The 13,908-nt window shown below is 54.8% G+C and carries 10 protein-coding genes and 1 pseudogene; 1 reads left to right on the top strand and 10 read right to left on the bottom strand.

The window, feature by feature from the left end; genetic code table 11:
* Window positions 1-10 precede the first annotated feature (10 nt).
* A complete protein-coding gene (locus L6439_RS06035) occupies window positions 11-487 on the bottom strand; it encodes a chemotaxis protein CheX (protein WP_168179503.1) in 477 nt (158 codons plus the stop codon).
* Window positions 488-954: 467 nt separating this feature from the next.
* Here L6439_RS06035 and L6439_RS06030 point away from each other — a divergent pair, with 467 nt between their 5' ends.
* Window positions 955-3,009, top strand: coding sequence for a methyl-accepting chemotaxis protein (locus L6439_RS06030; protein WP_213468851.1), 2,055 nt, complete (start codon window positions 955-957; stop codon window positions 3,007-3,009).
* On the opposite strand, the pseudogene L6439_RS29625 reads toward L6439_RS06030, so the two are convergent.
* From L6439_RS29625 to L6439_RS05985, 9 genes and pseudogenes are all read right to left on the bottom strand, one after another.
* A pseudogene (locus L6439_RS29625) lies at window positions 2,910-3,363 on the bottom strand (transposase); the annotation flags it as partial. The gene L6439_RS06030 and the pseudogene L6439_RS29625 overlap by 100 nt on opposite strands.
* A gap of 185 nt (window positions 3,364-3,548) precedes the next feature.
* Window positions 3,549-3,716, bottom strand: a complete 168-nt coding sequence (locus L6439_RS06020; protein ID WP_237096762.1) for a hypothetical protein — start codon at window positions 3,714-3,716, stop codon at window positions 3,549-3,551.
* A gap of 387 nt (window positions 3,717-4,103) precedes the next feature.
* A complete protein-coding gene (locus L6439_RS06015) occupies window positions 4,104-5,429 on the bottom strand; it encodes a glycoside hydrolase family 125 protein (protein WP_168180913.1) in 1,326 nt (441 codons plus the stop codon).
* A gap of 158 nt (window positions 5,430-5,587) precedes the next feature.
* Window positions 5,588-6,970: a sulfatase family protein gene (locus tag L6439_RS06010; protein ID WP_237096761.1), complete on the bottom strand. Its 1,383-nt coding sequence runs from the start codon at window positions 6,968-6,970 to the stop codon at window positions 5,588-5,590.
* Between the two features lie 44 nt (window positions 6,971-7,014).
* The gene (locus tag L6439_RS06005) at window positions 7,015-7,848 is read right to left on the bottom strand and encodes a carbohydrate ABC transporter permease (protein WP_168180912.1); all 834 of its coding nucleotides are present in this window, start codon (window positions 7,846-7,848) and stop codon (window positions 7,015-7,017) included.
* Window positions 7,841-8,725 (bottom strand): carbohydrate ABC transporter permease, encoded by an 885-nt coding sequence (locus tag L6439_RS06000; RefSeq protein ID WP_006676019.1) that lies wholly within the window; start codon window positions 8,723-8,725, stop codon window positions 7,841-7,843. The genes L6439_RS06005 and L6439_RS06000 overlap by 8 nt, the downstream gene beginning before the upstream one ends.
* A 169-nt stretch (window positions 8,726-8,894) precedes the next feature.
* Window positions 8,895-10,223 carry an extracellular solute-binding protein gene (locus L6439_RS05995; RefSeq protein WP_168180911.1) on the bottom strand — a complete coding sequence of 443 codons (1,329 nt, stop codon included), beginning with the start codon at window positions 10,221-10,223 and terminating at the stop codon, window positions 8,895-8,897.
* 246 nt (window positions 10,224-10,469) lie between these two features.
* Window positions 10,470-12,086, bottom strand: coding sequence for a response regulator transcription factor (locus L6439_RS05990; protein WP_213468849.1), 1,617 nt, complete (start codon window positions 12,084-12,086; stop codon window positions 10,470-10,472).
* Entirely contained in the window at window positions 12,083-13,828 is a 1,746-nt protein-coding gene (locus L6439_RS05985) for a cache domain-containing sensor histidine kinase (RefSeq protein WP_213468848.1), read from the bottom strand. Before L6439_RS05985 ends, L6439_RS05990 begins: the two co-directional genes overlap by 4 nt.
* Window positions 13,829-13,908 lie beyond the last annotated feature (80 nt).

The following is a 13,908-nucleotide window of genomic DNA, read 5'->3' as shown; positions in this document are numbered from 1 at the left end:
GCATCATGCGTCAGGATACGACACTGACCTTATCACTATATCCGATATGCATGAGCACATCAAACCGTCCGATGTCTCCAATAATAAGCGGCACCGCCATCGCCTGCTGAATCGGTCCCGAATGGGAGGAGACCAGCAGTTGAGGCGGCGTGATGTCGACGCGCAGCCCTTGATTGTACATCAACGTGGTCGCATTGCCGCTAATCATATTCCCCAGCTCCGAAATCGCGCTTTCCCCAATGGCGTCCAGCGCTTCCAGCGGGAAGCCTCCCATCATCGCGGAAGCCATCTTAATGGCGACATCTTCATTTAACCCGAACGCGACATGGCCCGATAATTGCCCCGTCATCCCAATCTGGATGCGTAAATCATGAGATCCGCTCCAAGATAACATCTCAAGCTCTCCCCGTTCCGGACGGACTTGCACGACTTGTTCGATGACCGTGCACGCCGATTGCAAAAAAGGATGAATCCACTCGGCTTTCATCTTTGTATCTTTCGCCCCTTTCCGACAGTAAGGGAGTAATGTCCGAACCTCATTCGAACGTCCTACATACCCACTTTTATATGACTATTATACTAAAAACGATCGCGCCGATCACTAAAACATTTCTCTGAATTTCATGAATTTTGTATATTTATATATTTTTGAGCATAAAGAACTATTTTCGGAGTTTTATTCATACCCTCAACACAGGGCTTCAGCTTATGATATTACGGATGACGCCGCTTTGAACAGGCTGTCCCCGATTCCTTCAAGGGCTAATCACGACCAAAGACCCACCTCTCGTGCGCAAGATGAGAAGTAAAATTATTCGGACCGCAAACTCGCTTCTATTGTAATAGGTATTAAGAAAGAGCTTTTTTGGGGCGATAAATAGAATAGAGTGGGTGTCGAATTTCCTTAAATAATGTCGAATTCACTTCGAAACACATCTTAGAGGAGGGACAGCTATGTTAAAAAGCATTAAAATGAAACTAGTTCTTGCTTTTTTAGTTACGATCCTTGTACCGATTTCTATTATTGGCATTATTGTTAATAATAGTATGATCAAAGAAATCACCGCCGCATTCGTGACATCGACGACCAACGAAGTCGCGCAGGTGGATGGCAGAATGTCGCTTTTTTTCGACACGGTCAAAGAGAATGTCAAGTTTCTGTCCAACAGCCCGATCATCAATCAAGCCGATGAGAGCATCACCTCATACATGACGCTGACGGAGAACAAAAAATCGACATTTGCGCAAAATGGCGGCATCGAAAGCGAAATCTATCGGGAATTTGAACGCTTTGCCCAGACGCATCCGAACACCTCGGCCGTATTTTTGGCAGCGAATCATGGCGGTTACGTGCAGTGGCCGGAAAAAGAAATGGCCGCCAAGTATGACCCGCGCACCCGCCCTTGGTATGCGAATGCCATGGCGAATCCGGACCAAGTTACCATTACCGACCCGTATGTCGATTCGGTTACCGGCGATTTAAATATGAGCAGCGTAGCGGTCGTCCAGGACGGCAACGGCAAGCCGCTTGGCGTACTCGGAATGGATACGAGCCTCGCCAAGCTGGCGGAACAGCTCCAGAACATCAAAATCCGGGAGACCGGCTATGTCGTTCTGCTCTCCAAAGACGGGACGATTCTCGCTCATCCCCGCAATCCAGAGCTGATCTCCAAAAATATCGCGGACATCGGCGTGCCCGAATTTGCGGGTATCAAAGAAAAAAACGCGGATCATTTCGAGATTCATGTGGATGGCACAGACTATATGACCAACTTGTATACGTCGCAGACGACCGGATGGAAGTATTTATCTATCGTTGAAAAAAGCGAGCTGACGAAGGAAGCCGACAAGATCGGAATGATCAACCTGATCACCAGCTCGATATGCGCCATCCTAGCCGTGCTTCTGGCGCTTGGGGTGGCATCGAACATCACGAAGCCGATTCAGACTGTCGTCGCCAATCTGAAGCAGATTAGCGCGGGGGATTTCACGGGCGAGGTTCCGGCCTCGATTCAGCGGAAAAAGGACGAAGTCGGCGTACTGGGGCAATCGCTGCAAGTCATGCAAGCCTCCATCCGCCATCTCGTCGGGGAAATACGCAGCGCGGCGAATACATTGGCCGACTCTTCGAAGCAGTTGTCCGCCCACACGGCCGCGAGCACGGCTCAGATTCAAGAAGTCGACTCGATCGTCAAGGTCGTCGCCGGCGGCGCCGAGACGCAAATGCGGGGCACGGAAGAAGGAGCCAAGGCGATGGAAGAGATGGCCATCGGCATTCAGCGCATCGCGGAGAGCACGACCAGCATATCCGAGACGTCGATGGATACGGCCGACCAGGCGAAGCAGGGGAATCTGCTGCTCCAGGGCGCGGTGCAACAGATGAATACGATCGATGAATCGGTGAAGCATTCCGGGGCATTGGTGCAGACGCTCGGCGAGCGCTCGGAGCAGATGGCCCATATCGTCGACATCATCACCCAGATTGCGGCACAGACAAATCTGCTCGCGCTCAATGCGGCGATTGAAGCGTCCCGGGCCGGGGAGCATGGCAAAGGCTTTGCCGTCGTCGCCCATGAAGTAAGAAAGCTGGCGGAACGGTCGGCCGAGTCCGCCCGCGAAATCTCCGATCTGATCGAGGAGACGAGAGCGGATGCCCGCAAAGCCGTGGAGTCGATGGATCTCGTCCGGGACAGCGTCGCCGACGGCATTGATAAAGTGCAAAATTCGGGCGATACCTTCGGACGCATCTTAACCGACATTACGGATATCGCCGGCCAGATTCAGGATACGTCAGCCGTGACGGAAGAAATGTCCGCGGGTTCCGAAGAAGTGCTTGCTTCCGTGAATGAAATTGCGCATATCGCCGAGAAGAACGCGGAGCATGCCGCGAAGCTGGTGAAGTTCACGGATCAGCAGCTGCTCGATATGGGCACCCTGCTGAACAACGCGGAGCAGCTTAACCACATGGCGCAAACGCTGAACGAGATGATAAGCCGGTATAAAATATAAGAGAACGCAGCAAGGGGGAGCAGGAAACCTGCTCCGCCCAGATTGAAGACAAACTCCCGCGAAATACTGCAACCGCGGGAGTTCTTTACGTTTTTTATCCATATTTACAAATACGAAAGAGAACTGAGGAGAGGTGCGACCGGTCTTCCAGAGCCAGGTCGCCATTTTTTTGAGGTTCATGGCAGCAAAAACAAGCATCGCTTGCGCAGACATTCTTTTTAACCCGCGTAAGAGGTCGTCCACCGCATCCCATGCTTCTCCTTTAAATCAGCAAAAACCCGCCCTATTGTTTCTTTCCTCTGCGCATAAATTCCGTTTGTTTTCTTCTGTATGGCGAAGGTGAGCCTCGTCCTCATCGTCTACCATCATCTCATCGTCGAAGATGCTATGAGTTCGCAAATAGCGAAAGGGGCATACCCTCTCCGCATGCCGCAGCTGATCCTGAACATCGGCATGCAAGCCTCCTTGGCTTTGCCGATCGTGATCAACGGCTTCCACGTATGCCGGAGCGGCTCGCCGGGGACGGAGAGGTCCACTTCTCAGGCGTACTCTCCCGCCGCGAGAATATCATCATCCGCTGCACCAAGCGATTGGCTGCGTTGCAAATACGGATTGATGATCCTCAGCGCGCTGGATGAATTGAACGCCAAATCGGTGGCCGATGGCTTTTTCATCTGCTCCGGCAAGGCGGCATTATCCCCCGACACTCTATTCACCTGCTCCGCCAATACTGCAAAAATGCAGCAATTTCATTGACACGAGGTAACGAAAATAAGATTGCTGCAAAAGTACAGCAATTCCCCTACGGCAAGGCATATATAGCGTTCAAAATGGCGAAATAATGTAATTTTGCAGGATTTTCTTGGAACTTAGCCTCTTGAGGTTAAAAATGCTGCGCCTATGCAGCATTTTCAAGCGGGGACTAGCTTGCTTCATGCGCGGACCAGTTTGCCCTAACCTAACCTGTCCTGCCTCCCCCCCGGGCTCGCCCTTCCTAAGAAAAAAAAGACTGTCGACAGGACTTTGTCGACAGTCTTAGGCGGAGCAGGAAACCTGCTCCGCCTTGCTCGTATCTCATAAACTTCGGCTTGTCTTTATTTGTCCAGCAATCCCCGCTGCATCGCTTTCCACACGAGCTGGGAGAACAGGCTGTTCGACCAGGCGAACCAAGGGCGGGTGAAGATGGCCGGATCGTCCGCGTGGAAGCCTTCATGCATGAAGCCGGTGTCGGCATCCGTAGCTTCCAGCGTGGCGATAAGCGACACGATCTCCTCATCGCTGATCGCGGTCAAGCCCTGCATTGAGAGCGCCATATGCCATATATAGCCGTCCGGGGTATGCGGGCTGCCGATTCCCGAGGCGGCCTTGCCTTCGAAGTAATACGGATTCTCCTTGCTCAGGATGAAGCGGCGCGTATTCTGGTAGATCGGATCTTCGGCGTCCGTATAGCCGATATACGGAATCGACATCAGACTCGGCGTTCCCGCGTCGTCCATCAGGCAGAAATTGCCGTAGCCGTCCGTCTCGTACACATATATTTTGCCGTAGGTCGGATGATTGTATGTGCCGTACAACTGGATGCCGTGCTCGATCTCTTTTTCGAGCTTATGCATTTCCTTCACGAACGCTTCGTCGCGGAAGCCATACTTCGCAATCTCCTGCATTTGGCGCAGCGATACGGCCGCGAACATGTTGGAAGGAATATTGTAATGGAAGTCGCAGGCATCGTCGCTCGGACGGAAGCCGGACCACGTCATCCCCGTATAGTTGACCGGCATGCCAAGGCCGTCGTTGCGCAGCGTATCGATATCCGGGCAATTCTCGCGCATGAAGCGGTACGGCGACTGCTCGAAATGGCGCTGCTCCGTCTTCCAGACCTCGACGATTTTGCGCATGGCGGACTTGAAGTTCGTATCGAAGATATCGGTGCGTCCCGTTTCTTTCCAATACATATAAGCGAGTCGAATCGTGAAGCACATCGAATCGAGCTCATATTTGCGCTCCCATACCCATGGGGACATATCGGTCTGATCATTCGCGTCCCAATGCCAATCGTTCGGCCCTTCATTGAACGCGTTCGCATACGGGTCGATATTGATATAGAACATATGGCGCTTGATCAGGCCGCCGATGATGCGCTGCAGATCGGCGTCATCCTTGGCGAACGGGACATAGTGAATGACCTGCTCCACCGAGTCGCGCAGCCACATGGCCGGAATGTCTCCGGTCAGCACGAAGGTCGTGCCGTCCTCCAGCAGCTTCGTCGTCGTCTCCAGCGTATTCGGGAAGCAGTTCTTGAACTGCTTCAACAGCTTCGGGCGATGCGCCAGCTTCTGCTCGGCCTCCGCGAGCACCTGCTTCACCGCTTGGGGAAGCTCGAACTTCGGCACGTCGATTTTGGGCAATCGGAATTGTTCCATCTTGGGTATCCTCCACCTGTTCCACTTGATGTATATATGGGATGATATGCGCCGGCATGGACAGCGGGAATCGAATCCGTCCCTCTAGCTTGTCCCGCCCGCGGCTCTTCTTAGTTTACATGCAAACGCAGGTTACCGCTACCCTCTGCTCCGGAACTTCATCCGCTTATCGCAAATGAGTCCGCGTACGGGTCGCCGACCTGTCTCATCCATGCCTGCATCGCCTCGTCCAGGCGGCGGATATGCCGCTGCATCTCCGGTTCCTGTGCCAGATTCCGCAGCTCCCCGGGATCTTCCAGCAAGTCGAACAGCTGCACCATGTCCGTACCTTCGCCGGTGACGCCGGACTTCCGGTAGCGGATGAGCTTGTAGCGGCCGTCCTTCACCATCCGCTGCGTGTCCTTGTACAGCGCATAGACGGTGCTCCGTTCCGCGCCGGCTTCGCCGCGCATCAGGCCCGCCATGCTGCGCCCTTCGACGGATGCCGGAACCGGAATGCCGGCCAGCTCGCATAACGTCGGATAAATATCCATCTGATACACTTGCCCGCCGATCCGACCCTTGGCCGGAACGCCAGGCCCTGCCATGAGCCACGGGATCCGGATGCTGTGCTCGTACAGATTCTGCTTGCCCATCAGGCCATGCTGCCCGACGGCCAGCCCGTGGTCAGACGTATAGACGACGATGGTGCCGTCCAGTCGCCCGGTCTCCTTCAGCGCCTCCATGAGCCGTCCCATCTGCGCATCCATATGGGTGATCATCGCGTAATAATCGGCGATATGGCGCCGAATCTCTTCCTTCGTGCGCGGCCGGCCCGCGAGCCCCTCATCCCGGATATGCATCTCTCCGTTGTCAAAAGGATGCTCCGGCAAAAAATTGCCCGGCACGGCGACGCGGCCGTCCTCATACTGCGACGCATACGGTTCGGGCGCCGTACGCGGATCATGAGGAGAGGTATAGGCGATATAGAGGAAAAACGGCTCCTCCCGGTCATATCCCCGGATGAACGCCTCCGCTTCATCCGTGAACAGCTCGGTCGAGAACGTGCTCTCGACGGTGCGTTGGGAGGAGGAATAAGTTCCCGTCGGATCATACGCATAGACAGGGACCTCGCGATGATGGCTCATTCCGCCGAAGAAAATGCGGTTGCCGCCGGCAAAGCTGCGGTTGAAGCTGGCGGTGTCGTTATGCCACTTCCCGACCGCATACGCATAATAGCCGTGCTGCCGGAACGTCTCGCCCAAGGTGCGCTTCTCCGGAGACAGCGTCATCTTCTCCACCGTATCGCCCAGCTCCTGCTTCACCGTCGCCCCGAAGATCGAGGATCCGGTGTTCAGGCAGGCCCGGCATGGCGAGCATACCGCTCCGTCCATCCCGCCAATGATGTTCGTGCTCTGGAAGCTGACGCCGCGCTCGGCCAATCGGTCCAGCGTGGGAGTCATCACCTCGTGGTTGCCATGCGCCCGAATCGACTCATACCGGTGGTCATCGGCGACGAGCACGATCACATTCGGCCGCCGCGCGGAATGCTTGTCCATCATTCATCCGCCCCTATCTGCTCATTATGTTCGATGGACGGGAGCCGTCAGCCTTTGACGGCCCCCGCCGTCATTCCTTGCATAATTTTCTTATAGAATGCGAGATAAGTCAAAATGACCGGCAAGACGACGATGACCATCGCCGCCATCATCTGCGGATAGTTCACGGTGAACTGTCCGTTGAAATTCGTCAGGCCGACCGGCAGCGTCCGCAGCTCCGGGCTCTTAATGAGCACGAGCGCGAACGGGAACTCGTTCCAGGCCCCCAGGAAGTACAGGATGATGGCCGTCGAGATGACCGGCAGACACATCGGAAGCACGATCGTAAGCACGCGCCGCGTCGTGCCGCTTCCGTCAATGGCCGCCGCTTCCTCCACCTCGAGCGGAACCGATTTGATGAAGTTCTCGAACAGGAATATCCCCATCGACAGGTTGAAGGCCACATACGGCAGCACGAGCGTTATCCGCTGATCGAGCAGCCCGAGCGCCTTGAACTCGACGAATACCGGGATAAGCAGCCCGTGAATCGGAATGAGCATTCCTGCCAGGAACATGAAGTAGACGAGATTGCGCCCCGGGAAATCGAAGCGGGCCAAAATATAAGCGGCCAGGAAGCTCAGGACGACCGTGAAGACGACCGTCAGCACCGTGACGAATACGCTGTTCACGAAGTACGTATCCATTTTTCCGATGCGGAAGGCGTCAATATAGTTCTGGAAATTGAGCGACGTTGGCAGCGAAATAATATTCACATTGAATTCCTGCTGGGTTTTCAGCGAGGAATAGATCATCCAGATGACCGGGAATATGCAGGACAACGACATGATCCACAGGAACAGGTTGATCAGGAACCGCGGGATGAACCGCATCGCTTTAGTCATTGTTCTTCCCTCCAATCAGACGGCTCAACAGGATAAGGAAGACGCTGAGCACCATAATGCCAATGGAGATCGCACTGCCGTATCCCAGCTTGAACGCTTTGAATGACGTGTCATAGGCATATTGCGCCATGACCGTGGAGGAATTGCCGGGTCCGCCTCCCGTCATGACGAAAATGCTGTCGAACGCCTTCATGTTCCCCGCAATACAGAGCATCACGGCAATTTTCATCGTATCCTTCAGCAGGGGCAGTGTAATGTACATCGTCTTCTTGAAGCCGGTGGCTCCATCGATCTCCGCCATCTCGTACACTTCCCCGTTGATGCTTTGCATCGAAGCCATAAATATAATCAGGTAGAAACCGATATATTGCCACACAATCGGTGCTGTTACGGAGTACATGACGACGTTCGGATCGTCCAGCCAAGGCTTGATCCAGGATTCGAGCCCCAGGGAAGTCAGCAGCCAATTCAGCAGTCCCGCATCATTGTTGAAGATCATGGACCACAGGAACCCGATGACGACCGAGGACAGGACGACCGGGATAAAGATGACGGTCCGGTGGAATTCGCGCCACTTCACCCATTTGTTCATCAGGAATACCGCGATGATGAAGGCGATCCCGATCTGGCCGACGACACTGAAGCCGACAATAATTAAGTTATTGAGAAAAGCGCCCCAAAATTTCGCGTCTTGAAGAAGCACCTCATAGTTCCGGAGCCCGATCCATTCCATCTTCGGTCCGCCCGACCATTTATAGAAGCTGTACCGCAAGGCGAGCACCAACGGAACAAGGACCATGAAGGCGTACAGCAGCACGCTCGGCAGCAAATAAGCGAAAAATGTCCAGCGCTTGGGCCGAATCGCGGAGTTATTCATCACGGCTCTCTCCTCTCTTTTGCATATGCAGAACGACAGACAAGACAGACTCCTCCCGAACATGGCGTTCAGGAGAAGGGTCCGTCCGTCTTCTATCCAACTGCTGCATCTCTATCTTTCTATCTTGTTCGGATCTTTGTTCTCAGCCGGCTTGTCTTTCAAGCCGGAATTACATCTCGTTCTCGTATTCCTTTTGCATCACTTCGGCCGCTTTTTCCGGCGTCAGCTGCCCGATGAGCATTTCCTGCATTGCGGAATTCATCGCTTCCGTCAGACCTGGGGAGAGACGGGAATCGTAGATAGGGACATATTTCGTCGTTTCCAGCAGCTTCACCATCTTTTTGGTGAGCGGGGACAGATCAAGCTCATTGATATTGTCCACCTTGCTTGACGGAATGTCGCCGTATTTCAGGATGACTTTGGCCGCTTCCTTGTCGGACAGGGTTTTCATCAGCTTCGCGATATCGTCGAGCTTCGACTCGTCGATGTTGGCATTGATGGCATAGGCCCATCCGCCGCCGCCGGACACGCCGTTCTGGTCGCCCTTGGCGCCGTCGATAGCCGGGAAGACAGCCAATTCCGTCTTGTCCTGGATCTCTTGCGGGCCGCCGGTCTCCACCGCGTTGCTCGCCCAAGCGCCTTCGATGAACATCGCCGCCTTGCCGTTATAGTAGAGCGTCTTCATCTGATTGTTGTCGATCGAGTTCATATCGTTGTTGAACGCCCCGCGCTTGGCCAGATCCTGGAACAATTCCAACCCTTGCACGAATTCTTTGTCGGTGAACTTGGCGCCCTTGTGGTTCGCCAGACTCTCGAACCATTCCGTTCCGGTGAAGCGGTCGCCCAGCGTCGACATGTAGCTGGAGTTCGCGAGCCATTTGCCTTTGTTGCCGAAGGCAATCGGCGTGATGTTCTGTGCTTTCAGATTGTCGATCAGCTTCAGGAAGTCATCCCACGTTTTCGGGAACTCGGAGAAGCCGGCTTTGGCAACCAAATCTTTGTTGTAATAAATAACATGGGTCGGTCCGCCCGAGAATTGAATGCCGTAGGTTTGGCCGTCGACTTGGTACGTATCCAGCGCGCCGTCCACGAAGCCGTTCTTCCAGTCCGGATCCTTATCCAGCAGATCGTCAACCGGTCTTACCAGTCCGTTCTCCACGAAGGTCGTAACCATCGAGCTCTTCATCAAGAATACGTCCGGCAGCTCGTTCGCAGCGGCCAGCGTCTTGATCTTCGTCTCGTAGTTGTCATGCGACTGAATCTCCTGATCCAGCTGAATGTCCGGATTCTCCGCCGTGAACTTGTCGAGCAGCTCCGCTTGATGGAGCCCTCCGCCTTCGGCGTTCTTGTCGAACATGTGCATGAACGTTATCGGGTCGGACGGGCCTTTGTCCTTGCCCGTCTCCGCGGCCGGCTTCGATGAGCCGCAGCCGGCTACCGCTACCGCCAGACAGCTGATCAGCAGAATCGAGGTCCAACGTTTGATGCCCTTTTTCATTTGTGTACACCCCTTTTAGTTGTGCAATCATTATGTGTGCGACCGTTTACATTCTTAAGTATAGGTAATCGGACCCGGATCGTAAGTAGAGGATTATATCAAATTATCCGATTTTTTAACCTCTTCCCGCCGCATAGCGAATTGGAGCCGAGAATCTCCGCGAAAGACAAAAAATAAGGCAAAGCCGGCGCCGCCAGCCTTGCCTATTGTATTCGTTCCCGCCGGCTTCTTCATTTCTCCTGACCGCTATAATTCATTCCGGTACTGCTTCGGAGTGATGCCGGTATATTTTTTGAAGATATGCGCGAAATATTTATAGTCATTATAGCCTACCCGCTCGGCAACCTCGTATACCTTGAGCCCGACATCCTTCAGCAGCTGCTTCGCCTTCTCCACCCGCAGCTTGTTCAACCATTCCGAGAAATGCTCCCCGGTCTCTTCCTTGAAGACGCGGCTGAAATAGTTCGGAGTGACGTATACTTGGCCCGCCACGTCCTCCAGCTTCAGATCCTGGGCATAATGCTCCTGCATATACTGAATCGCCACCGCGACGATATTACGGTAGCGTCCGGTCTTGTGGCGGGTAAGATGATCGACGAAGGAATCGAAGATTCGGCCGACCCAGCTTCGCAGATCGAAGATCGTCTCGTACTTGTGAACCTCCTCGTACGGCCGCAGCAGGACCGGCTCCAGTTCGCCGCGCTGGACCCCCATCTGCTCCACATGATTCGTCGCCAGCACGATCAGCTTCACGCACAGCGATCGGACATGCGGATAGGATGCGCCCGCTTCCGCAAAATGCCGGAACCAGGTGTCGAGCCGTTCCTGTATGCCGGCGGTATCCAACGCCGTCAGACATTGAAGCAGCTCGGCTTCCTCTTTGGCGGAGACGAACACCGGTTCATCCTTGTCCGCGTGCTTCTCCGGCTGGAAGAGGATGACCTGCCCTTTGCCGCGGTACGCCTTGCCCGACAGGGCGCTAAGCGCCTCGTTCATGCTCTCGTTCACCTGATGAAGCGAAGGAACGACGCCTCCGACGCCAATGGTGACAGATACTTTGACGAAGCGGCGAATGCAGTCGCTCAGTTCCTCGCACACGGGGAGGATACGGTGCCTGTTCATCCGGTCGACGTTAAGCAAAATCGCGATCGAGCTTTCGTCCATCTGGCAGATAGCGCTCGGATACCGCTCCGCCAGCAGCTCGTCCGCTACATTATATAATGCGAACATCAGCAGTTCCTTCTCCCGGTCGGACGATTGCCCCATCAAGAGCAAATAATCGTCAATATCGACGACGGCGACCGCATATTCCGGGCCTTCGAGCGTAATCTGAAGCTGGCGCGCCCGATCCGCCAGTTCTTCATCCAGCTTCGCCTCGCCCTGCAGAAGCCGGAGCAGCCATTTGCTCTGGATGAACGGCAGGCTCTCGCGCAGCAGCATGCCCTTGTTCCGCTCGTCATCCGATCGGTCCCGCTCCTCATGTATCTGATCGCCCAGCTTGAGCATCAGCCTCGTCAGCTCGTCGGCGCCGACCGGCTTGGTCAGATATTCGCTGACGCCGATCTTGAGCGCCTGCCGCGCATAATCAAAATCATCATAGCCCGATACGATGATAATCTTCATATGCGGCTGCCGTTCGCGCAGCACCGCGGCCAGGGCGAGCCCATCCATGACCGGCATCCGGATATCCGTCATGACGATGTCGGGCTCCAGACGGCCGGACATCTCCAGGGCCTCCTGCCCGTTCTTCGCTTCGCCGACGATCTCGATGCCGAGCTGCTCCCAATCGATGGAAGTTCGAATCCCTTTGCGGATAATCAACTCATCGTCCACGATCAACACTTTAATCCTATCCCTGTTCATGCTGGCTTGCCCTCCCCGTAGCGCCAAGGCTGGATGATCTCTGCGATCGTTCCGCCTTCCTTCCTGTTCATGAAGGTTACCCCGTAATCCTGACCGTAATAGAGCTGGATGCGGTCGTTCACGTTCTTGATCGCGAACCCGCGGTTATTGCCGCCGCTCTCGCGCATCAGCCGTTCCATCTCCGCGATATCGACCCCGGTGCCGGTATCCTCGATGCGGAAGACGAGCTGCTCGTCCCGCCGGAAGATGCGTACCCGAATCGTTCCCGGCTCGCCCAGCTTCTCGATGCCGTGAACGATCGCGTTCTCCACGAACGGCTGCAAAATAAGCTTCACGGTCATCCCGTTCAGTGTATCTTCTTCATCGACTTCCAACGCGAAATCGATTAGTTCTTCATAGCGCTTGCGTTGAATAATCATATAATTCGTTACGTGATTCACTTCATCCCTCACCGTGGACAGCTCCTTGCCGCTGTTCAGGCTGAGACGGAACAGCTTGGAGAGCGCCTCGACGAGCTGCGCCGTGTCGTACGCCTTCTCCATGCGGCTCATCCAGTAGATCGTATCGAGCGTATTATAGAGAAAATGCGGGTTAATCTGCGCCTGGAACGCCTTGAGCTCGGCTTCCTTCTTTTTCAGCTCCGCCTCATAGACAAGCTTGATCATCTGATGGAGCCGCTCGTTCATGCGGTTGAAGCTGCGTCCGAGCAGCGCGATCTCATCATTGCTCCCGATCTCGACCCGCCCCTGGAACTGGCCCCGCTCAACCTTCAGCATCAGGCTGCGAAGCTGCCGAATCGGGCGGATTATGCGCCGGGAGAACAGAAGGGCCGTAATGACGCAGAGGACGAAGGAGATCACCATCGCCAACAGCATCAGCTGCGGAATCGCGCTATTCTCCTGGAGCACTTCATTCAGCGGCACCGCATGGACGATCTGCCATCCCGATTTGCCCATGCCGGCGTACGTTACCAGATACCGTTGACCGTCCATGGCGACCGTATAGTATCCGTGCCCGCCCTGGGCCTGGTTGTCATAGTCGAATGCCGCCGGAAGCCGGGAATAGACATGCGCGTCCCCGGTCGAGGCGAGCACAAGCCCCTCTTCATTGAGCAAATAATAGTTGTCCTGCGTGCCGATGCGCTGCTGCTTCATCAGTTCGCGCACATACGGCAGATCGATGTTGATCTGAACCATGCCCAGCCGGCGGCCGACATTATTCACATCGCGGATCTCGCGGATGAAGGACAGCGTCTCATGTCCGCCCCGTCTCTGCACGAACCAGAGCGGCTTCCCCCGCAGCCGCTTCACCTCGTCAAGCATCAGCCCGTCCAGACCGACGGCTTCGGGCGAGGTGGAGAAGGTCATCCCATTCTCCCCCCGCAAATATATGGAATGAATAAAATCCTTCATATTGATAAGATGCAGGAAAAAGCGTTCCATGACCGCCTGCTCCTTCGCAATATTGTCCTCCGAGCGGTTGGCGCTGAGCAGGAAACGCCGCACCTCATCCGATTGAATCAGAAATAACGATGTATCATGCACATAGTCCGTCATGAATTGAATATTCAGCCCGACCTGGGTAACGGCATTCAGATCCGATGCCGATACTTTTTGCTCGACGATTTCGGACGATTTCCAATAGGAGAACAGACCGATGAGCAGAATGGGAATACAGACGAGCAAGACGGTAAATCGCAATATTTTCGACTGCAGACTGACAAAGGGCCTGATCCGCCCCATATGCATCGTCTCCTTTTCCTGGCTTGCGCCCGAGCCGCCTCCTTCTTCGGCGGCCCGGGATACGCATCAACGGTTCCCAT

This window comes from Paenibacillus dendritiformis, assembly GCF_021654795.1.
Lineage (GTDB): Bacteria > Bacillota > Bacilli > Paenibacillales > Paenibacillaceae > Paenibacillus_B.
Note: the sequence above shows the minus strand (reverse complement) of the source record. Positions and strands in the feature narration are given on the sequence as shown.

Excerpts from the sequence above, each read along its gene's own strand:
- L6439_RS06035 (WP_168179503.1), bottom strand. The coding sequence starts at position 487 with ATGAAAGCCGAGTGGATTCATCCTTTTTTGCAATCGGCGTGCACGGTC.
- L6439_RS06030 (WP_213468851.1), top strand. The coding sequence starts at position 955 with ATGTTAAAAAGCATTAAAATGAAACTAGTTCTTGCTTTTTTAGTTACG.
- L6439_RS06015 (WP_168180913.1), bottom strand. The coding sequence starts at position 5,429 with ATGGAACAATTCCGATTGCCCAAAATCGACGTGCCGAAGTTCGAGCTT.
- L6439_RS06010 (WP_237096761.1), bottom strand. The coding sequence starts at position 6,970 with ATGATGGACAAGCATTCCGCGCGGCGGCCGAATGTGATCGTGCTCGTC.
- L6439_RS06005 (WP_168180912.1), bottom strand. The coding sequence starts at position 7,848 with ATGACTAAAGCGATGCGGTTCATCCCGCGGTTCCTGATCAACCTGTTC.
- L6439_RS06000 (WP_006676019.1), bottom strand. The coding sequence starts at position 8,725 with ATGAATAACTCCGCGATTCGGCCCAAGCGCTGGACATTTTTCGCTTAT.
- L6439_RS05995 (WP_168180911.1), bottom strand. The coding sequence starts at position 10,223 with ATGAAAAAGGGCATCAAACGTTGGACCTCGATTCTGCTGATCAGCTGT.
- L6439_RS05990 (WP_213468849.1), bottom strand. The coding sequence starts at position 12,086 with ATGAACAGGGATAGGATTAAAGTGTTGATCGTGGACGATGAGTTGATT.
- L6439_RS05985 (WP_213468848.1), bottom strand. The coding sequence starts at position 13,828 with ATGGGGCGGATCAGGCCCTTTGTCAGTCTGCAGTCGAAAATATTGCGA.